Here is a 24900-nt window from a genome sequence, read left to right as displayed (position 1 = left end):
GTACTCTTTATCGTTCTTTAAATAGAACGAATTGGGCAAATTATGCCCTCTAGTGCAGGCAGTGTTCCATCTCCATAATTGGAATACGGCCTCCAGCACGATGGATTGGCAGGCCCTAGAAGGAAACACTCCCATGAAAAACGTTCTGCAGGTTCAAGACGCACCCCGCCAGCATTGGGTGGGCGATGGCTTTCCCGTGCGTTCGCTTTTTTTCTACCAGAGCCATGGCAAGGCGCTCAGCCCCTTTTTGCTGCTGGATTTTGCCGGCCCGGCCGAATTTGCGCCCGCCAGCACGCCGCGTGGCGTGGGCCAGCACCCACACCGGGGTTTCGAGACGGTGAGCATCGTCTACGACGGTGAAGTGGCGCACCGCGATTCGACCGGCCAGGGTGGCGTGATCGGGCCCGGCGATGTGCAGTGGATGACAGCAGGCGCTGGCATTCTGCATGAGGAGTTCCATTCGCCTGCCTTTACAAAAAAGGGCGGCCCGCTGCGCATGCTGCAGCTGTGGGTCAATCTGCCAGCCAAGGACAAGAGTGCGCCTGCGGGTTACCAGGGCATTGCCAATGCGCAGATTCCTGCGGTGGCGCTGCCCGGCGATGCGGGGCAGGTACGGGTGATTGCCGGCAGCTACGCAGGGCAAACGGGCCCGGCCCGCACTTTCACGCCGATGAATGTGTGGGATGTGCGCATCCGCGCCGAGCAGACGGCCACGCTGGAGCTGCCCGATGGCTGGAGCACGGCGCTGGCCATGGTGGAGGGCGTCGCACTGGTCAATGGCGAGCATGTGGCCCGCGAAGCGCAACTGGTGGTGATGGAGCAGTCCGGCACCACCGTCACCATCGAGGCCAACAGCGATGTGGTGCTGCTCTTGATGAGCGGTGAACCCATCGATGAGCCCATCGTCGGCTATGGCCCGTTTGTGATGAACACGCAGCAGGAGATCGTGCAGGCAGTGAACGATTTCAACAGCGGCAAGTTCGGCAGCATGCAGGCGTGACTGGGTTTTGCAGAAAATGGCTGCTGGCACTTGCCAGATAAGCGCTTGCAGCTATCAAAGCCCTAGAGCGTGATGGACACGCAAAAAAACGGACACCTCGGTGTCCGTTTTGCTGTGTGTGGCGCTTTGCCATGGCCTGGCTGCCTCTGACCATGGAAAGACGGCCAGCTTGCCCGCCGATTACCAGTTGGCCTTCATGCGGTCATAGACCCAGTCACCGAAGCGGCGATGCGCTTCGGGCGTGTAGTTGATCTTGTCCGAAAACACGTACTGCGAGATCTTGCTGCTGTCGACCACGGTGTCGATGGTGCACAGCGACGAATTGATCTGGCCAGCACCGATGCCGATGCCGTTGGTGGCATCCACGGTGGTGCACAGCGGGTCGGTGTTGTTGGTGAAGTTGAAGTTGCCGGGGTTGCCGGTCATGGAGTTGAAGTAGTACTGCACGTCGGAGTACAGCACCTGTGTGCCATCCAGATCGACCAGGGAGACCTGCATGGTCTGGTTGAACGCATTGGTGGCGTCTTCCAGTGTTTTGGTGGGCTGGGGGTCGGCCGCAGGGTTGGCAGTATCGAGGCCCTTGGCCCACAGGGTGCGCGAGACGTTGGGGGTGCCAATGGCCAGCACGCGCGGCGCGCCAGCCACGTGCAGGCGGCGTACCTGATCGGCCATCTGCTTGCCTGCGGTTCTCATGTTGGCCAGGTACTGGTCAACGGTGGTGGTGCCAGCCAGCACTTCGTTGTAGCCCGCAATCACATCGCTCATGCCGCCGCTCAGCAGCACAAACTGCTTGTCGGGGAACTTGGGGTTGGCGGCCAGGTAGCTGTCGATCTGCGAGGTGATGGACGGCGCATTGGTGCCGGTGGCATCGGGCAGCGCCACGCGGGCATTGCCTTGGGCGTAGGCCGTGCCGCCTGCTCGTGCTGCCGTCAAGGTCAGGTCATAGCGGTAGGCGATCTCGCGCGTCCAGTTGTTTTGGAGGCCGTCGGTGGTGGTGACGGAGTAGGGCCTGCCATTGGAGTTCTGGCCCAGATCGGACATTGCGTCGCCGAAGGTGATGATGCTGTCGGGGCGAACGCTGTTCGCTGTGGTGCTAGAGCCGCAAGCCGCCAGCAGAGCCACCGAGGCAGCTGCCGCGGCGGTCAACAGGGTACGGTGCATCCAGTTTTCTGCCATGTAGGTTCTCCAAATTTGTAGTGCGTAGTGTAGCGAGGCTGGGGGGGACCACCAAAGCACTGAGGTAAAGAGTGGTAAACCTGTATGGGCACCGCGGGGACGCAGTCGTACGCTTGGGTTCTAAGAACGTGTTTACGATCTCTACGCTGCCGCGTTGGAGTGCAATCGGGATGAGTTCGAAGCGATGGGACGCAGCTTGCACCGGGGTGCAAGCAAGGGCCAGCGCGCAGAAATTGCCCGATTTCGCTCCAACCCAGAGGGACAGTGGCATTGCGGGCGGTCTGCGTTGTTGCAAATCCTCGCAATAGCGGGGCTATTGCTGCGGTATTGCGCCTAGCATCCCCTCCCTAGCCGGGCGCCCCGCAAAGCCACTGTCGCGGCGCGAGGAGATCGTAAACACGTTCTTTCAACCAACAGCGACAGGAGACAGCATGCGCACGCAACGATTTCAAGCCGCCCGTTGGGCGCGGTGGGCCCTATGGACGGGGGCGGCCGCTGCCGCCGCATTGCTGAGCGCCTGCGGAGGGGGCGGCAGCGATGACGACGACACGCGGGTGACCGCCGTGAAGGTGATGGGCGACAGCCTGGCCGACAGCGGCACCTTTGGCTACAAATTCACCGTGCAGGCAGCGCAGGCGGTGGGCGCGGGATCGACCCCGCTATGGGTCGATCAGGTGGCCACGCAGTACGGCACCAGCGTGTGCGCGCACTACCGCTTCAATGGCAGCAGCTTTGCCGCGCAGGCCAATTGCACCAACTACGCCATTGGCGGGGGCCGCATCAACTATGTGCAGTCGGCCAGCTCACCGTTGTCTATTCCGCAGCAGCTGCGCGACGCGGCAGCGGCAGGCTTCGGCAAGGGAGACTTGTTGTTGATCGATGGCGGCGGCAACGATGCTTCGGATCTGGTGACCGCCTATCTGGGTGCAGCCTCCGATCAGGGGGCTGCCTACCGGGCCCTGCTGTCCACCCAGCTCGATGCCGCCACGGTGCAAGATTTGATGGGCAAGGGTGCCAGCGGGCTGGCAACAGCTGGCGGCGCCTATCTGCAGGCGCTGGCCAAGAACTGGGCAGGCACCATCCGCAGCCAGACGGTAGACAAGGGCGCGCTGCGGGTTGCGGTGCTCAATATGCCCGATGTGAGCCTGACGCCCAAGCTCCGCGTGGTGCTGCAGGCCGTGGCTGCGCAGCAGGGCGAGGCGGCTGCGCAGCAGTTGCAGGCGCTGATCTCGGGCTGGGTGCGCGCTTTCAACCAGCAGCTGGCCAACAGTCTGGCGGGCGATACCCGTCTGGCGGTGGTTGATTTTTACGCTGCCTTGAATGACCAGGTGAGCCTGCCGCAGAAGTACGGCTACACCAATGTGACGACGCCCGCCTGCCCCGCCAGTGGCGCAGATGCCAATGGCCTGCCGCAGTACGATCTGTCAACCTGCACGGCTGCAGGGCTCTCGGCCCGCATTCCCGCAGGCCAGACTTCGGCGGATTGGTGGCAGAGTTATGTGTTTGCCGATAGCTTTCACCCAACGCCGCGCGGCCATGCGCAGTTGGGAGCCGCCGTCAGCGCGCGTCTGGTGCAGGCGGGGTGGTAATTTAGCTATTGAAAAAAGAGCTGCTGGCGCCCTTTCAATAAGCGCCAGCGGCCTTTTTTATCAGAGGTTCCGTTGTGCGCCGTATCAGCCAGCTGCTGCGGCGCGTTGCAGCCGGTCGGCCACGCCTTCCCAATCGGCTGTCTCGGGCGGTGTCTCGATCCAGATCAGCTTGGCGCCCCAGTCGTCAAAATTGCGCAGCATGCCAAAGAGCTCGCGCGCCACGGCCAGCGGTGCGGTTGGCATGCGGCGCAGCAGCAGGTGCGTGCTACCGGCTTTCAGCGGGCTGCGGTGGTAGATGGCGATGTTCTTGCCATCGGCGCCCAGAATGTCGAGGGCCGATTGCAGCTGCTTGGCATCCATGAGCCGTACCTTGGCATTGGGCGCATAGTGGGCCAAAAGCGTTCCCGATGCACGAGGGGTATGTGCGGGTAGCTCTTCTTTGGAGAGCGGCTGCATGCCGCAGGCGCGTGCGATGTCGTCGCGCGTGATGGCGCCGGGGCGCAGCAGCACGGGCACACCGCGCGTGCAGTCGACGATGGTCGATTCGATGCCGACCTCGCAGGCGCCGCCATCGAGCACCAGAAGGTCGTCGCCGAACTCATCGGCGACATGGCGGGCCGTGGTGGGGCTGACGCGGCCAAACTTGTTGGCGCTGGGCGCGGAGACACCCCAGACGGGAGGATCGAGCTGCTGGCAGGCCTGCAGCACGGCATGGGCCACGGGGTGCGACGGGCAGCGCAGGCCCACGCTGTCCTGCCCGCCGGTCGAGGCCTTGGCGGCCTGCGGCAGGCGCGGCAGGATCAGCGTCAGCGGGCCGGGCCAGAAGGCGTCGATCAGCTGCTGGGCAAATACCGGCACTTCCTTGGCGTAGCGGGTGATGGCGTCTGCGCCCGCCACATGCACGATCAGCGGATGGTTGGCGGGCCGCCCCTTGGCCGCGAAGATCTGCGTAACGGCGGCATCGTTGTCGCTGTCTGCTGCCAGCCCGTAGACCGTTTCGGTGGGCAGGCCCAGAAGCTGGCCCGCCTGCAAGGCTGCGGCAGCGGTGCGGACCGAGGTGTCCAGCGTTCCATCCAGAATCACATCAAGTCCTTAAAACGCTTCGATACCCAGGATGGCGGTGGCCTTCAGCGCCGTCTCGCGCGCCTTCTCGGGCGTGGCGGCGGTGATGTTCAGGTGCCCCATCTTGCGCCCGGGTTTGGCATCGACCTTGCCATAGAGGTGCAGGTGGGCGCCGGGCAGCTGCAGAATCTCGTCCCAGGCTGGCGTTTTGGCCACACCGCCGCTGAACCACAGGTCTCCCAGCAGGTTGAGCATGATGGTGGCGCTGTGCTGGCGCGGCTGCACCAGCGGCAGGTTGGCCATGCAGCGTACCTGCAGCTCGAACTGCGACACATCCAACGCGTTCTGGCTGTAGTGGCCGCTGTTGTGCGGGCGTGGCGCAATTTCGTTGACCACCAGCTGGCCGTTTTCCAGCACGAAGAACTCTACGCAGAGCACGCCCACGTAGTCGAGGCCGATTGCTACTGATTTTGCAGCTGCAATCGCCTGCTCGGCTTGCACAGGGGGCACATTTCCTGCAAAAACCTCGGTCACGGCCAGAATGCCGTCGCGGTGCAGGTTGCGCTGCACGGGCAGGTTGACGATGTCGCCACTGCGGCTGCGCGCCACGATGACCGAGCATTCGTGCGCCAGAGGCAGCATTTTTTCGAGCACGCAGGCCACCTGCTTCAGCTCGTCCCATGCGGCCACCAGCTCGGCGCGGGTCTTGACGCGGATCTGGCCTTTGCCGTCGTAGCCCATGCGGGCGGTCTTCAAGATACCGGGCAGCAAGGCGTCGTTCACGGCCGCCAGCTGCGCTGCGGTCTCGATCACCGCATAGGGCGCGCAGGGCACTCCGCATTTCACGAAATGGGCCTTTTCTGCAGCGCGGTCCTGCGCAATCGCCACGGCAGAGCCTGCGGGCGATACCGGCAGGCTGGTTGCGAGCTGGTTCAGGGCACCTGCGGGCACGTTCTCAAACTCGGTGGTCACGGCGTCGCACAGGCGCGCCAGCTCTGCCAGGCCTTGCGGGTCTTCGTAGCCGGTGCGGATGTGGTGGTGGCTCACGAGGCCCGCGGGACTGGTTTCGTCCTTGTCCAGCACGGCGGTGAAGTAACCCATGGCCTGTGCGGTCTGCACGAACATGCGGCCGAGCTGGCCGCCGCCCAGCACGCCGAGGGTGGCACCCGGCAGGATGGGGGCAGTGTCCTTGGTGGCTTGCTTGGAGGTATGGCTCATGCGTTCACCGGCAAGGTCATGTTGCGGGCCGCTTCGGTCTGCTCGGCGCGGAAGGCGTCGAGTTTCTTGCGCAGCGCGGCATCTTCATTGGCCAGCAGGGCCACGGCAAACAATGCCGCGTTGGCGGCGCCTGCGTTGCCGATGGCAAATGTGGCCACGGGTATGCCCTTGGGCATCTGCACGATGGAGTGCAGCGAATCGACGCCTTGCAGGTGGCGGCTGGCCACGGGCACGCCCAGCACCGGCACGGTGGTTTTAGCGGCTATCATGCCCGGCAAATGCGCGGCGCCGCCTGCGCCTGCGATGATGGCCTTGAGGCCCCGGTCCGCTGCGCTCTCGGCAAAGCGGAACATATCGTCTGGCATGCGGTGCGCCGAGACCACCTGGGCTTCAAAGGCGATACCGAATTGCTGGAGAATGGCAACTGCGTGCTGCATGGTGTCCCAGTCGCTGCTGGAGCCCATGACCACGCCAACTTGGATGGGTGTCATAGTGTGCGTTGGCGGGTGCCCCAGGCAACAATGCCGGCCCCGCGCCAGGATGGAACCCGCCATTTTACTTTTTGCAGTGAAGCTGCCTGATCAACACGGATTTTTAGCGACATGATCGACGTCACCATTCAGACTTTTGAAGCCGAAGTCATTGCAGCCTCGATGCAGGTGCCAGTGCTGGTGGATTTCTGGGCGCCCTGGTGCGGCCCCTGCAAGACCCTGGGCCCGATCCTGGAAAAGCTCGAAATCGAGTACGCGGGCCGTTTCAAGCTGGTCAAGATCGATTCCGATCAGGAGCAGCAGCTGGCGGGCATGTTCGGCATCCGCTCCATCCCCACCTGCGTGCTGATGATCGCGGGCAAGCCGGTGGATGGCTTCATGGGCGCGCAGCCCGAAGGCAAGCTGCGCGAGTTTCTGGACAAGCATGTGCCCTCGGAGGCCGCGCTGGCCGCCGAGGCTGGTGCGGACGAGGCCCAGGCGCTGCTCGACAGCGGCGATGTGCAATCGGCCCTGCAGATGCTGCAGGAGGCGCTGGCTGCCGATCCGGCCAATGACGATGCGCGCTTTGACTATGTGCGCCTCTTGATCCAGACCGGCGCGCTCGATGAAGCCGAGGCCCAGCTGGAAGAGCCGCTCAAGCGCATCCAGCACCCGCTGCGCTTCGAGGCGCTCAAGGCCTGGGCGCAGGCCATCCGCTTTGTACACGAAGACGACCGAGGTGAATGGCCCCTGGAGCAGTTTGACGCCTTGATTGCCGCCAACAAGCGTGATTTTGACACCCGCTTTGCCAAGGCCCGCGTGCTGATGGCCGAAGGCCAGTGGATGGCGAGCATGGACGAGCTGCTGGAGATCATCATGCGCGACAAGACCTGGAGCGAGCAGGCGGCCCGCAAGCTCTACATTGCCATTCTTGAATTGCTCACGCCGCCCAAACCCAAGGACGCAGGCGCCGTACCGGGTAAAACGGCAGGTGGCATCGAGCTGACCGGCAAGGCTGGCAAGCAGGAAGACGAGCTGACGGCCATGCTGAGCAGTTACCGCCGCCGCCTGAGCATGGCGCTGAATTGAGCCCTTGCGGATGCTCCGCTACAGGGCCAACCCTACACCCCGTTGCAACTGCGGCGGCGTAGGGTTCTGGTTTGCACCTATACTGATAGCAGCAAAGCGGCAATGGGCGCGCGCAGGTGCCCTGTTTGAGCGTGCGATGGCCAGCAGGGATTGGCAGACACGGCGCTCGGTGCGCATGGGGCGCGCCGCGATCGCAGGAGAGCAAATACCATGGGACTGTGGCAAAAACTGTTCGGCTGGCTGAATCCGTCGGCGCCAACGGCTGCCCACACAGAGGCGGGCGCAGCATTGCAGACCGCACCGGGCGCGTCGCCGCCTGGTTATCAGGCTGCCCATGAGCCGGCATTCGACCCCCATGCCGAGCTGGTCGCCCCCACGCCTGTGGCGGATGAGCGCGAGATGCCCGGCAGGGCGGATGGCGCGCAATTCCAGGACGCAGAAGACGCCGCTGCGCAGGACTCCAACCAGCCCGATCTGTTTGAAGCTGCCGCGCAGGCCGAGGCGGCGCGCCTGGCTGCCATTCCCCCGGTCATCAACAACCCGGGCCTGCGCGATGCGCTGTCCACCTACGCCGGAATCGCCTGGGATCGGCAGATTGACTTTGCCGAAAAGGTGGGCGACCGCCCCTGGTCGGCCGACACCAGCCAGGGCCTGATCGCATTTGGCGATGATCTGCGCTTTCGCATGCAGGTGCTGGGCTCGTATGCGTTCGAATCCGGAACATGGCAATGGATCTGGGCCAACACCCAGGCCGAGGTGGCGCCTGCATTCACCGAGGTGGCCCGCCAACTGCTGGGTTTTGGCAATGCCCAGCAACTGGCGCTGTTCACCCAGCCGCGCTCTGCGCTGCGCGAGGAAGATCTGCATACCATCGGCCTGATTGCCGCTGGCGCCGACGAGAGCGCGGGCTATTACCTGGGCAATTACGGCGAAGGCATTCTGCTGGCGCTGATCGACCCCGGCCACGGCCTGCCTGCACCCGCAGCCAGCAAGCCCGAGCGTGTGCTGACCGTTGTGCCCCAGCTTATCAGCGAGTTTGAGCTGAACCACCGCCTGCTGCTGCGCCACTACCTGGAGGCCAAGGGCTTTGCGGTGCAGGACGAGGATGGGCAGATCACTGCGAGCCAGGGCGCCAACCGCGTGAACGCCAAGCTGGATGCGCAGGGCCGCATCACCGCCATCAACGGCAGTCTCCATTGATGTTTGATGCGAAAACGGCTGCTGGCGTTTACCCCACCAGCACACCGTTGTCAAAATAGATAGCAAATCTGCTGTGAGGCAGGTTGTCAGAAGCGGAAATCGAGCGATTTGCTGCTCGCGCCAACATCGACGGTCTGGCTTTTCTCGCGTCCATCCTTGGTGGTGGCCGTCACGGTGTACTTGCCTTGGGGCAACTGCAGCAGACAGACCGGGCCGGTGGCAGTGAACTCTGCCGTGCTGGCGCCGCTCAGGCGCACAGATAGATCGGCGAGGTATTCACCCCCTGCGGCGGCGAACAACAGGGCCAGCGGATAGCTGGGCATGGCGCTGCGCATGGCAGTGGATTCGTCCAGCCCAATGCCGCCGCAGCGGTATTGCACGGCACCGGCACTTTGCATGGGCGCCGGTTGCTGCGCCTGCACGGCGCCGCTGGCAGCCATGCCCATTGCCATGAGGACGAGGCCAACAAACGGCCGTGGAGAAGAGGAAAACCATTGCATGCTGAACTCCTGGAGACAAGGGCGCGGGTGATCCCTCCAACACGTGCTGCAGCTACGCGGCAAGCAGCATTGGTGCCATGGTGAGAGCTTTGCATGCCCAGGCACTGCACCCTGTCAGCCGCCGCGCATGCAGCAGGTCAGCCATGCCAGGGAATTGGCGGAGCAGGAGGGCGCGCGGGTGCCTCTCCGCGAGGGCTGCTGGCAATGCAATGAAAACGGCGCCCGAGGGCGCCGTTTGGTTGGAGGATCGCATCGTTGGGCGCTAGAAGCGTTCCAGTTCCGGGTGCTTGATTGCGCCGCCGCGCACCAGCATCTTGCCGTATTCGGCGCAGCGGTTGAGCGTGGGGATGACCTTGCCCGGGTTGAGCAGCCCCTCTGGATCGAATGCGGCCTTGAGGGCCAGCATCTGCGCGTTTTCCTCGGCAGAGAACTGTACGCACATGCTGTTGAGCTTTTCCACGCCCACGCCATGCTCGCCGGTCACGGTGCCGCCCATGGCCACGCTGGTCTCCAGAATGTCGGCGCCGAACTGCTCACAGCGGTGCAGCTGGTCGGGGTCATTCGCATCGAAGAGGATCAGTGGGTGCAGGTTGCCGTCGCCTGCATGAAAGACGTTGGCGCAGCGCAGGCCGTACTTCTTCTCCATCTCCTGAATCGATAGCAGGATATCGGCCAGGCGCTTGCGCGGAATGGTGGAATCCATGCACATGTAATCGGGGCTGATGCGGCCGCTGGCGGGGAAGGCGTTCTTGCGCCCGCTCCAAAAGCGCAGGCGCTCTTCCTCGTTGTTGCTCACGCTGATGGCTGTGGCGCCCGCCTGGCGCAGCACCTGGGTCATGTGGGCGATTTCTTCGGTCACTTCCTCGGGGGTGCCGTCACTCTCACACAGCAGGATGGCTTCGGCTGTCAGGTCATAGCCGGCATGCACAAAGTCTTCGACGGCGGCGGTCATGGGCTTGTCCATCATCTCCAGCCCGGCAGGGATGATGCCCGCAGCGATCACGGCGGCCACGGCGTCACCCGCCTTGCGCACGTCATCAAAGCTGGCCATGATGCATCGCGCCAGCTGCGGCTTGGGAATGAGCCTGACGGTCACCTCGGTTGCCACAGCCAGCATGCCTTCGCTGCCGATCACCGCGGCGAGCAGGTCGTAGCCTGCGACATCGAGCGCCTCGCTGCCGAATTCAATCGGCTCGCCCGCCACGGTAAATCCCTTGATCTTGAGCACGTTGTGCACGGTGAGGCCGTATTTGAGGCAGTGGACGCCGCCCGAGTTCTCGGCGATGTTTCCGCCAATCGTGCAGGCAATCTGGCTTGATGGGTCGGGCGCGTAGTACAGCCCGTAGGGCGCTGCCGCATCGCTGATGGCCAGGTTGCGCACGCCGCACTGCACCACGGCCGTGCAGGCAGCGGGGTCCACGCGCAGGATCTGGTTGAAGCGCGCCATCGACAAGGTCACGCCCAGCGCAATGGGCAGCGCGCTGCCCGACAGGCCAGTGCCCGCGCCGCGCGCCACCACGGGCGCCTGCAGCGCATGGCAGGTCTGCAGCACGGCTTGCACCTGCTCATACGTCTCGGGCAGGCAGACGACCAGCGGTCGCTGGCGGTAGGCCGTCAGGCCATCGCATTCATAAGGGGTGGTGTCCTCGTCGTGCCATAGCAGGCAGTCATCGGGCAGCACCTTGCGTAGCGCGGCAACAACTTCGCGCTGGCGCGCGGCGCGGTCTGCGGTCATGGATGGAGGAGCGGTAGAGGACATGCCCCAACTGTATCCCCATTGGCGCGGGCTGTGGGAGCGGGTGGCTGGATGGGTGAGTCAGGAAATCAAAAATACGGGCTGCTTGCGCCTGATGCGCGAGGCCGTCCACCAGAAATTACATCCGGCGGCCAGTGAACTGCATCTGCGGCGCAGCGATCATGACGCGGCAAGCTTGCTGATGTAGGCCATGGCGGCCTGCCCATGCGGCTGCAGGAACAATTCCACGTCCTGCCCCGACTGGGGGAGGCGCAGGCGGTGGATGCCTTCGGTGACCGGCTGGCTGCACTGGAATTTCAGCGTCCATTGGTCTATACGGCGGTCCACGGCTGCGTGGGTCACATTCACCAGTGTGAGCACCGTGCCATTTTCCAGCGTGAATACCGTCCCTGCGAATGCCACGGGGTTGTGCATCAAGGCGTCTGCGGAAGAGGGCTGCGATACCAGCGCGGCGAGCACGGGCGAGCCACTGGCTGCCACCGCCACGCCGGTCAACGCCCGCTTTGCAAAATTCCTGCGATCCATGGCGGCCTCCTTGAGCCTTGTAAAGAGTGAAAGCCGATGACCGGCTCTGCAGACATACATGCCATTTTGACAAAAAATGATGCAAAATGCTTCTAAATATTTCTTTGGTTGGTGTGTGCCTTGGACATGGCAGGCGTGATGCCTGATTGGAAGGAGATCCGATGAGCGATGTTTTTATAGGGCAAGTCATGATCTCTGGCTTCAATTTCGCGCCCAGGGGGTTTGCGCAATGCAACGGCCAACTGTTGCCTATTGCCCAGAACCAGGCCCTTTTTTCGTTGCTGGGTACACAATATGGCGGCAATGGCATCACCAATTTCGCATTGCCGGACTTGAGAGGCCGCACCCCCATTTTCTTTGGCAACGCTATGGGGGAGTCTTTCGTCATTGGTCAGACGGGGGGCGTTGAAAATGTCACGCTGCTGCCCAGCCAAATGCCACAGCATACGCATACCCTGCAGGCAACGACGGCGACGGGCACGACCCGCATCCCCAAAGGCAATGCATTGGCAAGCAGCGCTTCAACGGCCATTTACGCCGCAGCACAGTCCACGGTTTCCCTGTCGCAGCAATCTATTTCGCAGACGGGCAACACCCTGCCGCATGCCAACATTCAGCCCTATGCGACGCTGAACTTCTGCATTGCCCTGCAGGGAATCTTTCCGTCACGCAATTGAGCTGCATGATGCAGATGCCGAACTTTCAAGACGATTCACGAGGCCCTATCCATGAGTGAACCCTATGTTGGCGAAATACGCATGTTTGGCTTTGCGCGCACTCCAGAAGGCTGGTTTGCCTGTGACGGAAGCCTCAAGCCCATTGCCCAATACGAAACGCTTTACACACTTTTGGGCACTACCTATGGAGGTGATGGACAAAACACCTTCGCAGTCCCCGATCTGCGTGGGCGGTTGCCGATTCATCAGGGTACGGGGCTGGGGCTGAGTCCGTACTTCATCGGACAAACAGCGGGTACCGAATCCGTCACGCTGCTGTCTCAACAGATGCCAGCCCATACCCACACTTTGCTGGCAAGCACAGCCGCTGCTACGTCGCAGTCACCGGCATCCGACCGGGTGCTCGCAGCCATCAGTGGTGATGGACTGTATGCCACCGAGGTTGCGGGCAGTGCCATCGCAACCTATCCGCAGACAGTGTCTGCCGTCGGAGGCACCCAGCCCCACGAAAACTTGATGCCGACCCTGGCAGTGAATTTTTGCATCTCCTGGGCTGGCATTTTCCCTTCGCAGGGGTAAGTGGCAGTGCCCAGCTGTGCACCTGAGACCTTTCAGAGGTAATACACCATGTCTGAACCATATATTGGCGAGATCCAGATTTTCGGGTTCAACTTTGCCCCCCGTGGCTGGGCATTCTGCAATGGCGCCATAATGCCCATTCAGCAAAATACCGCGCTCTTTGCGTTGCTGGGCACCCAGTATGGTGGTAACGGGCAAACCACCTACCAGTTACCCGATCTGATGAACCGGGCAGCTTGCAGCCAGGGACAAGGGCCGGGCTTGACGCCTCGAACGATTGGCGAGACTTTTGGCTCCAGTACGGTCACCCTGCTGCAGCAGGAAATGCCCAACCATACCCATACTCTGCAGTTCTTCAACCAGGGTGATCCCGCCAAAAGGCTGTCCACACCGCAGGCGAATGCGGCGCTCAATCTGCCGTCGCAAGCTGCGTCCAAATTTTTTGCTCCGGCCGGGGGGATGACTGCGCTTGCGCCTACTGCGCTCCAGCCCGCGGGCGGCTCTCAACCTCATGAAAACCGCCAGCCCTACCTGGCCTTGAATTTCTGCATTGCACTGCAAGGGGTGTTCCCCTCATTCGGGTAATGGCGCAGTAGCAGCAAGGGCGGACGGGGGTGCAGCAGCTTCCATCATTTCCAAGCTCCCGGTACGCCATCCCACAACCTGCGGCATGGGCGGCGCGGGGCCTTTCACTGCGGCACGCCGGTGATGAAGACCTGCCCTGGCTACAGATGCTCTATGGCCAGTCACGCGAAGCCGAGCTGGCCGCAGTGCCTTGGCCTGCCGCCGTCAAGGCTGCTTTTCTGGAGAGCCAGTTTGCGCTTCAGCACCGGCACTTTGTGCAGGTGGGAACCAGCGGCGCCTGGTGGATCGTGTGCCGGGAGCAGGCAGGCACGGTTCAACCTATTGGCCGCCTGTACCTTGCCGAGGGTGTGCACACCGTCACGGTGGTGGATATCTGCCTGCTTGGCGCGTACCAGTCACAAGGCCTGGGTACGGCGCTGCTGCGCCAGGTGATGGATGAAGCGGCGCTGGCCGGGCGCTCGGTGGGCCTGCATGTGGCGCATGGCAATCCGGGTGCATTGCGGCTCTACCTGCGGCTGGGGTTTGCCGTACAGGAGGATATTGGCAGCCACCTGCGGATGCAGTGGCTGCCGCCAATGGCAGGTTCGGCGCTTTCCTAGTTGAAGACCGCCTGGTACAGAAAGCCCGAGGCATCGCGCGCAACGGGCACCACGAAGATGGCTTGCTCGCCCATGCCCGGATGCCGCATGGAATAGATTTGCTGCGGAAACAGAACGGCCGATTCGTTGCGAAACACCAGGGAAAATGGCTGGCGGTACTGTTGCGCCCCCGCTGACGATTGCAGAGGCTGCACCTCCACCAGCTGGAAAGGCACTTCGGAGTCAGCCAGCTGTCCCACGAATACGGTACCGACATGGGGCTGGAAATCTTCCAGCGTCAAGAATCTCACTCAGAGCTCCCGTTGTTTGTTGTGCATGGCGCTGCCCTTGCGGCGCGGCGCCTGGCGCCACGCCATCGCCGTTAGCAGCAGCGCGAGCAAGGCCAGCATCCATTCCGATTGGCTTGGGACTGGCACTGCCTCTGCGCTCGCTTGCGCAACACCAAATCCACCCGGATCGGCAATGACGCCGTTGGCTGCCAGATCGTCGTCGCCGGTCAGCCCGTCTGTCAGCGTGTAGGTGACGGTGTTGGCGCCAAAGGTCGCAGGGTATGCGTACCATGAAGGTGCCTTGTTGGGTTGTGGGCCGTATTTCCAGTACTGCGCGCCGGCGGGTATGGCCGTTGGGTAGGTCAATTCCACCGTGATGGCCGATCCCACATCGCAGCCCGTGGTCTTGAAATCGAACAGGCCATGGGGGAAGCTGACCCCTGCCAGGGGCGTGGCCATGTCGGATGCTGGCAGGTAGCGGCTCGTGTCGAATCCGCAACCGGCTCCGCCGCCGCTGAGCGTGGCGGTGATGATGCCAGTCCCGCTGGGCGATGGCGCAGAGTAGCTCTTCGCGCTGGGTATGCCGGTTTGCGCGGCAGACGCAGGGCCGGGCCCCACCTCATTGGTGGCGCTGACGGTGCAGCTGTATGTTGTGCCATTCGTCAGCCCCGTGATCTTCAAGGGAGAGCTGGTTCCGCTGACCGTGGCGGTACTTGCGCCGCACGAGGCGCTGTAGCCCGTGAGGGCGCTGCCGCCATCAGAGGCGGGTGGTGCAAAGGAGATGGACAGCTCTGCATTGCCCGCCGATATGGCTGTGATGGACGGTGCATCGGGCACGGTAGCCGGTGTAACGCTGACTGCCGCAGACGCCGGGCTGGGGCCGATGGCATTGCGTGCGGTGACGGAGCAGCTGTAGGCTGTGCCGTTGGTCAGGCCTTGCACCAGGATGGGGCCCGATGCAGCGGTGGCAGATACCGGGCCCGGCAGGCAACTGGCCGTGAAGTCGATCACGGCAAGGCCATTGGGGGCGGCGGGAGTGAAATCAATAGATGCCTGCCCATTGCCTCGCGTGGCGAGCCCGATGGTTGGCGCATCCGGCACGAGGCCTGGCGTCACGCTCACCGTGGCCGATGGCGCTCCCGGCCCAGCGGGGTTGCTGGCCGTCACGGCGCAGTCATAGGCGGTGGCATTGACCATGCCTGTCACCACCAGCGGCGAGCTGGGGCCGCTTTGCGTGCGGGTGGGAGCGCTTGCAGAGCTGCAGCTGGCGGTGTAGCTGGAGACAGGGCGGCCGCCATCCATGGCCGGGGCTGTGAATATGACCGTCGCCTGCGCATTTCCCGGCGTTGCACTGGAGATCGTGGGCGCTCCGGGCGGGCCAAATGGCGTGACCGATGCAGGGGTGGATTCGGCTCCAAAGCCCGCAGCATTCTGCGCTGCGACCGTGCATGCATAGGGGGTGCCATTGCTCATGCCGCCGACCTCGATCGGTGAGACCGGCCCGTTGGCAGTCAGGCCTGCGCTGCAGCTGACGCGGTAGCCGAGGATGGCAGAGCCTCCATCATTGGCCGGCGCAGTGAAGGCAATCGATGCTTTTCCGTTGAGTGGGTCTGCACTCGTGATGCTGGGAGCTGCTGGCGCGGCTCTGGGCGTCACGCTCAAGGCGTTCGACGATGTGCTTCCGAGCGAGTTGCTGACCGCCACCGTGCAGTTATAGGCCGTGCCGTTGATCAACCCTGTCACGGTGATGTTCGGCGGGGTGCCGCTGTGGACGGTCACGCCCTGGTCGCAGGTGGCTGCGTAACCGGTGATGGGATCGCCGCCATCGGATGAGGGCGCGCTGAATGTCAAGATCGCAGCAGAATCGGCAGGCTGAGCGCTGGTCAGCGAGGGCGCCAGCGGGGCGCCCTTGGGCATCACGGAAACATTGCCGGAGGCGACACTGGACCCGACGGCGTTGGCAGCCGTGACGGAGCATGTATATGTGACACCGTTGGTGAGGCCGGTCACCTCGATGGGCGATGCGGGGCCTGTCTGGCTGGCCGATCCACAGGTGGCGGTGTAGGACTGGATGGGGCTGCCACCATCGGAGCTGGGCGCTGTGAACGAGATCTGGGCTGTACCATTGCCGCCGATGGCGGTGCCGATGACCGGCGCGCCTGGCACGGTGGCATTGGCCACCACAATGGTCAAGGTGTGTATCTCGTAGTAGTCGGTATTGGGGGCGACAGGGTTCACCGAGGCGTCGCTCACCAGCAACTGCACGGCGTAGCTACCTGGCGCAGTAGGTGTTCCGGTGATGCTGCCGGTGGGCGAGAGCGACAGGCCTTGCGGCATCACATTGTTGGGTTGCAATGAAAGCGTCAATGGCGCTACCCCGCCAGGAACGGGCACTTGGGCAGAGGCCGGCATTCCAGTGGCGAGGTGAATCGTTGCGGGCGAAATCGATAGATTGGGGTTGGCGAGAATGCCGGCATAGGATTGGGTGCCGCTGGCTGACTGGCTGTCTGTTGACCTGACCGTAAAGCTGTAGTTTCCGCGCACGGTCGGGGTACCGGAGAGCAATCCGCCCGCAGATAGCGTCAATCCGCCAGGCAATGTGCCGGTACTGATCACATAGCTATAGGGCGCAGTACCGCCGATAGACGTGAGCGTGGTGTTGACGGCTGCGCCGGTTTGCAGAGCCAGGCTGCCTGGTGCAACGGTGATGCTGGAGCCGGAGGCGGTGATATTGATGTTGAAAACCAGCCAATCTCCTTGGGGGTCTTCCAGTGTGAAGGTGTCGGAGGATGTGGCAGAGCCGTCATGGCTGTAGGTCACAAACTGCTGGCCGTTGATGTCGGGGCCGACCACGGCCGTGCCATGCAGCGGGGCGACGGGTTGATTGGGCGGGGTTACCAGGCCTTCGCCAAAGCCAAAGTTGTCCGGGCCGTCAAACGTCGAGATATTGATGGCGATACTGCCACCGGATGCCACAGTAGCGGATTGCGGAGAATAAATGGAAGGCGCGGCCCAGAGCCGCGCGAGCGGCACCAGGCACAGGGCGCAAAGTAGAAAAAATCCCCATATCGGCTGTCGATAAAGTGGCTTCACGGCTGCGCTTTCCGAAGTAATGGATTGCAGGTGGCGCAGATGAGGCTGTTACGGGATATTACTCAAATGCGTCAAATTGTGAACCGAGTATAACAATGCGACAAATTGAGCGCGACTTATTTTTTCGCGGCTGCAGGCGCCATTGGGTGCCCATGCAAAAAAGCCAGCAGATGGCTGCTGGCTTGTTAGGGAGCGTTGGTGGTCAGCGGAAGACCACTGTCTTGTGGCCGTTCATCAGCACGCGGTGCTCGCTGTGCCACTTGACGGCACGGGCCAATACCTGGCTTTCGGTATCGCGGCCGATGGCCGTCAGGTCTTCCACGGTGCGTGAGTGGTCCACACGGGCCACATCCTGCTCAATGATCGGGCCTTCATCCAGGTCGGCCGTTACGTAGTGGGCGGTGGCACCGATCAGCTTCACACCGCGCTCGTGCGCCTGGTAGTAGGGGCGTGCGCCCTTGAAGCTGGGCAGAAAGCTGTGGTGGATATTGATGGCACGGCCTGAGAGCTTGCGGCACAGATCGTCCGACAGAATCTGCATGTAGCGCGCCAGCACCACAAGATCGGCTGATTCCGCCTTGATGATCTCGAACTGCTTGGCCTCCACCTCAGCCTTGTTGTCCCGGGACATTGGCAGATGGTGGAAGGGAATGTTGTAACTGGCCGCGAGTTGGTAGAAATCGCGGTGGTTGCTGATGATGGCGCGGATGTCGATGGGAAGCAGGCCTGATTTCCAGCGGAACAGCAGATCATTGAGGCAGTGGCCTTCGCGGCTGACGAAAATGACGGTGCGCATGGGCTCGCTGGCCGAATACAGGCGCAGCTTCATGTCCAGCGGCTTGGCAAACTCCGTCAGGGCGGCGCGCAGGGTGTCGTAATCGGCATTGGCGCAGGCAAAGCGCACACGCATGAAGAACAGACCCGTGGTGTGGTCATTGAACTGCGCGGCCTCTTCAATATTGCCGCCTTGCTCCAGCAGGAATCCCGACACGGCATGCACGATGCCGGTGCGATCAGGGCAGGAAAGCGTGAGGATGTAAGCGTTGGTCATAAGCTCGCCATTGTCGCAGGACTAGGGAATAACCCGGCAAACTCTGATATCCATTTTTACCTTGGTAGAAATGGTGCTGCCGGATGTAAATGAGTGTTAAAACAAAAGTTAAAAATCATAGCGTTTTTTCGATTGACGGTTGCGCGAGAAACAAAAAACTCCAACAAAATCAAGTGCCTTCCTGTTTTTGTGGAAATGCAAAAATGATAGCAAAGAAGCGAACTACAATAATGTCTCCGCCCCTTGCAAGGGGGCTCCGCAGGGGGCGTTGTGCTGCCATTGCGACAAGCCGGGCATCGGGCTGCGGCCACACAACAGTGGTGGTCTTCGCGGTTTTCAAGCCCGGCTTTTGACGTTAGATTTGAGTGTGCCGAGCCGATGCAAGAAAGTTTGTATCGGCCAATCGATTTCATAAAAATTCCCCTCATCCACGTGTTGACCAGCGCCCGGCGCAATGGCGCCCATGGTTGCGGGGAATTTGTCTGAAAAGCAGGTGAGACCCGCAGCGGTGTGCCTGTTTTTTGGGCAGGCATGCTGCCCGCTTGCCACTGCAGTACCGATTTTTTGAGGAAATACAACATGAAGCGCGACAACATCACCCAGCCACACCAGGCGCTGGCGCCCCAGGCCATCAGCATGGATGTGCTCAAAGAAAAATACTTCAAGGGCGATGAGTCGACGATTGATGACCTGTACGCCCGCGTGGCGCGTGCGCTCGCTTCGGTAGAGAAAAAAGAGATTCGCGCCGAATGGGAAGCCAAGTTTGCCGCCAATCTGCAGGCGGGCGCCATTGGCGCGGGCCGCATCATGTCGGCTGCGGGCACCGACATCCAGGCCACCCTCATCAATTGCTTTGTGCAGCCTGTGGGCGACTGCATCCAGGGGTTTGATGACGAAGGCTATCCAGGCATTTACGAAGCACTGCGCGAAGCGGCTGAAACCATGCGCCGCGGTGGCGGCGTGGGCTACGACTTCTCGCGCATCCGCCCCCGCGGCGCGGAAGTGAAGGGCACTGCCTCCATGGCGTCTGGCCCCTGCAGCTACATCAACGTGTTCGACCAGAGCTGCTCGACCGTCGAATCGGCTGGCGCCCGCCGTGGCGCGCAGATGGGCGTGCTGCGCATCGACCATCCGGATGTGATGGAGTTCATCACCGCCAAGCGCACGCAGGGCCGCTGGAACAACTTCAACGTCTCGGTCGGCGTGCCTGATGCATTCATGCAGGCCGTGGTGGACGATGCCGACTGGCAGCTGGTGCACAGCGGCCGCCCCAATGCCAAGCTGCGCGCTGAAGGCGCCGTGCAGCGCGAGGACGGCAAATGGGTCTACAAGACCGTGCGTGCCCGCGACATGTGGGACACGATCATGACGTCCACCTATGACTTCGCAGAGCCGGGCATCCTGTTCCTCGACCACATCAACGACGACAACAACCTGCGCTATGTGGAGCGCATTGCCGCCACCAACCCTTGCGGCGAACAGCCATTGCCCTCGTACGGCTGCTGCGACCTGGGCCCGATCATCCTGACCAACTTCGTGCGCAACCCCTTTGGTTTTGGCGGGCTGCCCAGCTTTGATTTCGACAGCTTTCAGCAGGTGGTGGCCACGCAGGTGCGCGCCCTCGACAACGTGCTGGATGTGACCTTCTGGCCGCTGGAGCAGCAACGCGAAGAGTCTGCCGCCAAGCGCCGCATTGGCGTGGGCTTTACCGGCATGGGCAACACCCTGGCCATGCTGACCCTGCGCTACTCCGACCAGGAAGGCCGCGACATGGCTCGCCGCATTGCCGAGTGCATGCGCGATTCGGCCTACCGCGCCTCGGTCGAGCTGGCCAAGGAAAAGGGCGCCTTCCCCAAGTTCGACGCCAAGGGGTATCTGGGCAAGGGCACCTTCGCCAGCCGCCTGCCCAAGGACATCCAGGACGACATCAAGAAGCACGGCATCCGCAACAGCCACCTGCTGTCGATCGCGCCCACAGGCACGGTCTCGCTGGCCTTCGCGGACAATGCCTCGAACGGTATCGAGCCGCCATTCTCGTGGACGTACACCCGCAACAAGCGCGAAGCCGATGGCAGCAAGAGCCAGTACCAGGTGGAAGACCACAGCTGGCGTCTGTACCGCGAGCTGGGCGGTGATGTGAACAACCTGCCTTCGTACTTCGTCTCGGCGCTGGAAATGTCCGCCACCGAACACCTGGCAATGATGGAAACCGTGCAGCCCTATGTGGACACCGCCATCTCCAAGACGGTGAACATTCCTGCCGACTATCCGTACGAGGACTTCAAAAACCTGTACCTGCAGGCATGGCGCGCCAATCTGAAGGGACTGGCCACCTACCGCCCCAACAGCATTCTGGGTGCCGTGCTCGAAACCACTCCTGCTCCCAAGGCAGAGACGCCTGCCGCAGAAGCTGCTGCTCCTGCTGCCGCCGCCATTGCCGATCCGATGAAGGTCGTGATCGAGCGCCGCCCTGAAGGCGAGCTGTCCGCCGTGGCAGACAAGGTCGAATACTGGACGCAGGAAGGCCAGCAGCGCCTCTACATCATCGTCTCCTTCCTGCCGGTACCAAGTGCAGACGGCAAGAGCATGGTCGAGCGTGCGGTCGAATTCTTCATGCCCGTGGGCCAAAGCGGCGAATCGCAGCAATGGATCACCTCCAGCATGCGCCTGCTGTCGCTGGCGGCGCGCGGCGGCTTCCTCGAGCGCGCTCTGGCAGACATGCGCAAGGTCGCCTGGGACCGTGGTCCGGTGCGCCTGGGCACCTACCAGAAGGCCGACGGCACCCATGTGCCGATGTGGCACGACTCGGAAGTGGCCGCCATCGCCTATGCGGTGCAGCAGATTCTGGAGCGCCGCCGCCAGCAGAACCTGCCCGGCGTGGCCAACACCACCTGGACCCCTGTGGCCGCAGCCCCCGTGGTGGCCACCGGCATGCAGACCATGGCCGGCAAGAAGTGCGCTGAATGCGGCGCACACGCCGTCATCCGCAAGGATGGCTGCGAGTACTGCACCTCCTGCGGTGCGGTAGGCTCCTGCGGCTGATCAAGCATCGGCAAGCCATGCTGCAAGCCAAGCCCGGCCCTGAAAGCCGGGCTTTTTTTCGCCTCAAACCGGATGCGGCGGTGAAAAATAAGTACTTGGGATAAACAGGCATGCATATGCCTGCGTGTGTGAAACGGATCTTTTTTGGGGAGAACGCGCCGTGCCGGTTTTTTTCAGATCACTCTGGCTGATGTGTCTTGGTTTCATGCTGGCAGGCTCGCCTCTGGCGCATGCGGCGTGCGAAAGCCAGTCGCAGACGCGGTACAACAAGGATGGCTCGCAGATGCGGCTGACGCAGACCCGGTGCGATACCGATGGAGACACCGCCGGGGATAGCGAGGCAGCGAAAGAGGACGGCTCCTCCACTTTCGTGCTCTCCATCAAGCTCAAGGGCGGCAACAGCTTCCGCACGGTGCTGACGCCGGACGCCTTGCCGGAGGGCTGGCGTATGGCCAAGCTGCGCGATCTGGAGGGAGACGGCAACTGGGTGCTGGAAGTGACGGGCACCAACTGCGGCGCCGGGCCCAATTGCCAGGGCTCCATCTACAAGCCCACCGCAGACCGCAAGGGCGTGTACCTGTTCTTTGACGGCGGCTACGCCGAGTTTCTGAGGATTCCCGGCTATTACGTGGAATCGGGCCGGGCCAGTTGCTGCAGCTGGGAATACCACCTCTACACACCACCGGCGCCCGGCAAGGCCATCACCCAGCAGAACTTCCGCTACCGAGTGGTGGTAGGCGGCATCAGTGACGAGACAGCCAACGCCTGTGTGATGACCGATGTGCGCCGCGAAAAGCGCGTGCCCATCCGCGACGCGCACATCCGCAAGCTATGCAAGGTGTATGACTGATGATTCACTCTCGAAAATAGAGCTATTGACGCTTTTGGGGCATGCACTAGCAGCCCTTCTACCAACTACTTGCGCCCCACCTTGGGCAGCAGCACCGCCACCATTCCCAGAAGCGGCAGGTAGGCGATGACCTGGTAGACGTAGGCGATGCTGGTGCGATCGGCCAGCACGCCCAGCACGGCGGCGCCCAGGCCCCCCATGCCGAAGGCGAAGCCGAAGAACAGGCCCGACACCATGCCGATCTTGCCGGGAATCAATTCCTGCGCATACACCAGGATGGCCGAGAACGCAGACGAGAGCACCAGGCCGATGATGATGGTGAGCATCACGGTCCAGAACAGGTTGGCATGCGGCAGGATCAGCGCAAATGGTGCGACGCCAAGGATCGATGCCCATATCACCGGCTTGCGGCCGATGCGGTCGCCCACCGGGCCGCCCGCCAGGGTGCCGACCGCCGAGGAGAACAGAAACACGAACAGCAGCAGCTGTGCGTTCTGCACGCCCACGTCAAAGCGCTGCATCAGGTAGAAGGTGTAGTAGCTCGACAGCCCCGCCACATAGAAGTACTTGGAAAAGATCAGCACCAGCAGCACCGCCACCGCGCCCAGCACCTGCTGGCGTGAGAGCCCGTTGCTCACGCGCGCAGGCGTCGTCTTGGCTGTACGGTGCTGCTGCATGTACCAGCGGCTCACATGTGAGAGCAGCACGATGCCCACCACGGCCGCCAGGCCAAACCAGGCGGCGCTGTGCTGGCCAAACGGCACGATCACGGCAGCCGCCAGCAGTGGGCCGAGTGCGCTGCCGGTGTTGCCACCCACCTGAAACAGCGATTGCGCCATGCCATGCTGGCCGCCCGAGGCCATGCGTGCCACCCGTGAGGATTCCGGGTGGAAGATGGACGAGCCGGTGCCAATCAGTGCAGCGGCTGCCAGCACAGTGGTGAAGTTGGGGGCAAACGCGAGCAGCAGCAGGCCGCACAAGGTAAAGCACATGCCTGCGGGCAGCGAATACGGCGTGCTGCGCCGGTCGGTGTACAGGCCCACCAGTGGCTGAAGGAGCGACGCTGTCAGCTGGTAGACCAGGGTGATCAGGCCGATCTGCCCGAAGCTGAGCTGGAAATTGCCCTGCAGCACCGGGTACATGGCCAGGATCAGCGACTGCATCATGTCGTTGATCATGTGGGAGAAGCTGATGGCGCCCAGAATGCCGAAGGCCGCGCGGGGCGCGGTGGCCTGTGGCGGGCTGACGGGGGGCGAAGAAGCAAGCGAAGGGTTCATGGCGGCGTGGCGCAAAGAGTCTGAATGCCAGCCATGCTACGGATGGCGTGCGTGCCTGTCTTGCGCATTTTGGGTTAGAGTCTTTGCAAAAAGGACATTGCATGCCCTATTACTTTCAAACCCTGGAGGACATGGAGCGCAGCCCCGTGCCGGTGGCATGCCATGCCACCGACTACGCTGCGGGTAGCACGACCGGCCAGCACCGGCACGCGTTTCATCACCAGCTGATCCATGCCTTGCACGGCGTGATGGTGGTGGTGGCCGATGCCGGCCAGTGGATCGTGCCGCCAACGCGCGGCATCTGGATGCCTGCAGGCACGGTGCACCAAGTGCGCCATATTGGCGATGTGCAGATGCGCAGCCTGTTCGTGCGCCCCCATGCCGCTCCCGGGCTGGCAACGCAGGCCCAGGTTGTCGGCATTTCACCATTGTTGCGTGAGCTGATCCGCGCTGCCATGGAGGTGGATCTGCCTTACCAGGAAGATTCGCGCGACGGCCGCCTGATGCGCTTTTTGCTTGACGAGCTGCATGCCTTGCCGGTGCTGCCCATGCACCTGCCCCGGCCTGCCGATCCTCGCCTGCAGCGCATCTGCAACCACATCCAGCAGCGTCCCGATGACAACGCGACCCTGTCCGACTGGGCGGAGCACCTGGGCGTAGACCCCAAAACCCTGCAGCGCCTGTTTGCGCGCGATACCGGCATGGGCTTTGCCCGCTGGCGGCAGCAGGCGCGCCTGCTCAAGGCGCTGGAGCTGCTGGCGCATGGCGAAAAGGTGATCGATGTGGCGCTGGCTTTGGGCTATGACAGCCCGGGTGCATTTGCCACCATGTTCAAGCGCCAGTTCGGCCAGACGCCGACCGGCTTTTACCGCTGAGATGCAAAAAAGCTGCCTGCGCGCAAACGCAAGCAGCTTTCGATGTTTTTGACGCCGGAGTGGCTCTGCGTGGCTTAATGCACGACCACGGGTTGCTGGGCCAGGCCGGTGTAGCGGTCGAGCGTGGCTTCCACTTCTTCTTCGGTGGGCGCGTTGGCCTGCCAGGCCTGGATCTGCTGGTGAAACATTTCGGCCCAGGCACCGTCCAGGTACAGTTCCTTGCCGCTGCGCTTGTCCACGATTTCAAAGCCTTGGCGCTGCAAATGGCGAAGGGGCTCGGTGACGGGTAGCGCACTTACGGTTGCTCCGTCGGTAGACAGGGGCAATTCTGGCGTCAGGTGCAACACCACAAAAGAGTCCGAGTCGTAAATCATTTGCATGATGTTCCTCCTTGTGAACCGTAGGTGGTGGCAGACCG

The 24900-nt window shown here is 62.6% G+C and carries 24 protein-coding genes; 12 read left to right on the top strand and 12 right to left on the bottom strand.

Going from position 1 to position 24900, the window contains the following annotated elements; genetic code table 11:
• Positions 1–133 precede the first annotated feature (133 nt).
• Positions 134–1000: a pirin family protein gene (locus HNP33_RS00740; protein ID WP_184704243.1), complete on the top strand. Its 867-nt coding sequence runs from the start codon at positions 134–136 to the stop codon at positions 998–1000.
• Positions 1001–1180: 180 nt separating this feature from the next.
• Here HNP33_RS00740 and HNP33_RS00735 read toward each other — a convergent pair whose 3' ends face one another.
• Positions 1181–2176 (bottom strand): SGNH/GDSL hydrolase family protein, encoded by a 996-nt coding sequence (locus HNP33_RS00735; protein ID WP_184704241.1) that lies wholly within the window; start codon positions 2174–2176, stop codon positions 1181–1183.
• A 431-nt stretch (positions 2177–2607) separates the two neighbouring features.
• Here HNP33_RS00735 and HNP33_RS00730 point away from each other — a divergent pair, with 431 nt between their 5' ends.
• The gene (locus tag HNP33_RS00730) at positions 2608–3765 is read left to right on the top strand and encodes an SGNH/GDSL hydrolase family protein (RefSeq protein ID WP_184704239.1); all 1158 of its coding nucleotides are present in this window, start codon (positions 2608–2610) and stop codon (positions 3763–3765) included.
• Between the two features lie 84 nt (positions 3766–3849).
• Here HNP33_RS00730 and HNP33_RS00725 read toward each other — a convergent pair whose 3' ends face one another.
• The 3 genes from HNP33_RS00725 to purE are packed head-to-tail and all read right to left on the bottom strand — an operon-like array spanning position 3850 to position 6536.
• Entirely contained in the window at positions 3850–4848 is a 999-nt protein-coding gene (locus HNP33_RS00725) for an L-threonylcarbamoyladenylate synthase (protein ID WP_184704237.1), read from the bottom strand.
• A gap of 9 nt (positions 4849–4857) precedes the next feature.
• The gene (locus HNP33_RS00720; RefSeq protein ID WP_184704235.1) at positions 4858–6045 is read right to left on the bottom strand and encodes a 5-(carboxyamino)imidazole ribonucleotide synthase; all 1188 of its coding nucleotides are present in this window, start codon (positions 6043–6045) and stop codon (positions 4858–4860) included.
• A complete protein-coding gene (gene purE / locus HNP33_RS00715; protein ID WP_184704233.1) occupies positions 6042–6536 on the bottom strand; it encodes a 5-(carboxyamino)imidazole ribonucleotide mutase in 495 nt (164 codons plus the stop codon). Before purE ends, HNP33_RS00720 begins: the two co-directional genes overlap by 4 nt.
• Before the next feature lie 111 nt (positions 6537–6647).
• Between purE and trxA the strand changes: the two genes are divergently transcribed.
• Positions 6648–7604 carry a thioredoxin gene (gene trxA / locus HNP33_RS00710; protein ID WP_184704231.1) on the top strand — a complete coding sequence of 319 codons (957 nt, stop codon included), beginning with the start codon at positions 6648–6650 and terminating at the stop codon, positions 7602–7604.
• 210 nt (positions 7605–7814) lie between these two features.
• Complete coding sequence (locus HNP33_RS00705) at positions 7815–8804, top strand: DUF6882 domain-containing protein (protein ID WP_184704229.1); 990 nt, start codon at positions 7815–7817, stop codon at positions 8802–8804.
• Between the two features lie 86 nt (positions 8805–8890).
• Here HNP33_RS00705 and HNP33_RS00700 read toward each other — a convergent pair whose 3' ends face one another.
• Together HNP33_RS00700 and HNP33_RS00695 are read right to left on the bottom strand one after the other, a co-directional pair.
• Positions 8891–9304, bottom strand: coding sequence for a hypothetical protein (locus HNP33_RS00700; RefSeq protein WP_184704227.1), 414 nt, complete (start codon positions 9302–9304; stop codon positions 8891–8893).
• A 262-nt stretch (positions 9305–9566) separates the two neighbouring features.
• Positions 9567–11063: an FAD-linked oxidase C-terminal domain-containing protein gene (locus HNP33_RS00695; RefSeq protein ID WP_184704225.1), complete on the bottom strand. Its 1497-nt coding sequence runs from the start codon at positions 11061–11063 to the stop codon at positions 9567–9569.
• Here HNP33_RS00695 and HNP33_RS00690 point away from each other — a divergent pair.
• Positions 11062–11247, top strand: a complete 186-nt coding sequence (locus HNP33_RS00690) for a hypothetical protein (protein ID WP_184704223.1) — start codon at positions 11062–11064, stop codon at positions 11245–11247. The two genes, HNP33_RS00695 and HNP33_RS00690, sit on opposite strands and share 2 nt — an antisense overlap.
• Here the strand turns inward: HNP33_RS00690 and HNP33_RS00685 are convergent.
• Entirely contained in the window at positions 11220–11585 is a 366-nt protein-coding gene (locus HNP33_RS00685; protein ID WP_184704221.1) for a hypothetical protein, read from the bottom strand. The two genes, HNP33_RS00690 and HNP33_RS00685, sit on opposite strands and share 28 nt — an antisense overlap.
• Positions 11586–11746: 161 nt before the next feature.
• Between HNP33_RS00685 and HNP33_RS00680 the strand changes: the two genes are divergently transcribed.
• The 4 genes from HNP33_RS00680 to HNP33_RS00665 are packed head-to-tail and all read left to right on the top strand — an operon-like array spanning position 11747 to position 14025.
• Positions 11747–12262 carry a phage tail protein gene (locus tag HNP33_RS00680; protein ID WP_184704219.1) on the top strand — a complete coding sequence of 172 codons (516 nt, stop codon included), beginning with the start codon at positions 11747–11749 and terminating at the stop codon, positions 12260–12262.
• A 51-nt stretch (positions 12263–12313) separates the two neighbouring features.
• Positions 12314–12841 (top strand): phage tail protein, encoded by a 528-nt coding sequence (locus HNP33_RS00675; protein ID WP_184704217.1) that lies wholly within the window; start codon positions 12314–12316, stop codon positions 12839–12841.
• Positions 12842–12889: 48 nt separating this feature from the next.
• Positions 12890–13426: a phage tail protein gene (locus HNP33_RS00670; protein ID WP_184704215.1), complete on the top strand. Its 537-nt coding sequence runs from the start codon at positions 12890–12892 to the stop codon at positions 13424–13426.
• 29 nt (positions 13427–13455) lie between these two features.
• Positions 13456–14025, top strand: a complete 570-nt coding sequence (locus HNP33_RS00665) for a GNAT family N-acetyltransferase (RefSeq protein ID WP_221451954.1) — start codon at positions 13456–13458, stop codon at positions 14023–14025.
• Here HNP33_RS00665 and HNP33_RS00660 read toward each other — a convergent pair.
• From HNP33_RS00660 to purU, 3 genes are all read right to left on the bottom strand, one after another.
• Positions 14022–14315, bottom strand: coding sequence for a DUF6916 family protein (locus tag HNP33_RS00660; RefSeq protein ID WP_184704213.1), 294 nt, complete (start codon positions 14313–14315; stop codon positions 14022–14024). The two genes, HNP33_RS00665 and HNP33_RS00660, sit on opposite strands and share 4 nt — an antisense overlap.
• Complete coding sequence (locus HNP33_RS00655; protein WP_184704211.1) at positions 14316–17270, bottom strand: fibronectin type III domain-containing protein; 2955 nt, start codon at positions 17268–17270, stop codon at positions 14316–14318.
• 319 nt (positions 17271–17589) lie between these two features.
• On the bottom strand, positions 17590–18438 hold the full coding sequence (gene purU, locus HNP33_RS00650) for a formyltetrahydrofolate deformylase (protein ID WP_184704209.1): 849 nt from the start codon (positions 18436–18438) through the stop codon (positions 17590–17592).
• Between the two features lie 579 nt (positions 18439–19017).
• Between purU and HNP33_RS00645 the strand changes: the two genes are divergently transcribed.
• Both HNP33_RS00645 and HNP33_RS00640 read left to right on the top strand, forming a co-directional pair.
• The gene (locus tag HNP33_RS00645; protein WP_184704207.1) at positions 19018–21480 is read left to right on the top strand and encodes an adenosylcobalamin-dependent ribonucleoside-diphosphate reductase; all 2463 of its coding nucleotides are present in this window, start codon (positions 19018–19020) and stop codon (positions 21478–21480) included.
• Positions 21481–21640: 160 nt separating this feature from the next.
• On the top strand, positions 21641–22330 hold the full coding sequence (locus tag HNP33_RS00640; RefSeq protein ID WP_221451953.1) for a hypothetical protein: 690 nt from the start codon (positions 21641–21643) through the stop codon (positions 22328–22330).
• A 65-nt stretch (positions 22331–22395) separates the two neighbouring features.
• Here HNP33_RS00640 and HNP33_RS00635 read toward each other — a convergent pair whose 3' ends face one another.
• On the bottom strand, positions 22396–23607 hold the full coding sequence (locus HNP33_RS00635; protein ID WP_184704203.1) for an MFS transporter: 1212 nt from the start codon (positions 23605–23607) through the stop codon (positions 22396–22398).
• A 101-nt stretch (positions 23608–23708) separates the two neighbouring features.
• Between HNP33_RS00635 and HNP33_RS00630 the strand changes: the two genes are divergently transcribed.
• Complete coding sequence (locus HNP33_RS00630; protein ID WP_184704201.1) at positions 23709–24482, top strand: AraC family transcriptional regulator; 774 nt, start codon at positions 23709–23711, stop codon at positions 24480–24482.
• 74 nt (positions 24483–24556) lie between these two features.
• Here HNP33_RS00630 and HNP33_RS00625 read toward each other — a convergent pair whose 3' ends face one another.
• A complete protein-coding gene (locus tag HNP33_RS00625; RefSeq protein ID WP_184704200.1) occupies positions 24557–24862 on the bottom strand; it encodes a DUF3567 domain-containing protein in 306 nt (101 codons plus the stop codon).
• Between the last annotated feature and the right edge of the window lie 38 nt (positions 24863–24900).

This window comes from Comamonas odontotermitis (assembly GCF_014207855.1).
Taxonomy (GTDB): Bacteria; Pseudomonadota; Gammaproteobacteria; order Burkholderiales; family Burkholderiaceae_C; genus Comamonas; species Comamonas odontotermitis_A.
Note: the sequence above shows the minus strand (reverse complement) of the source record. Positions and strands in the feature narration are given on the sequence as shown.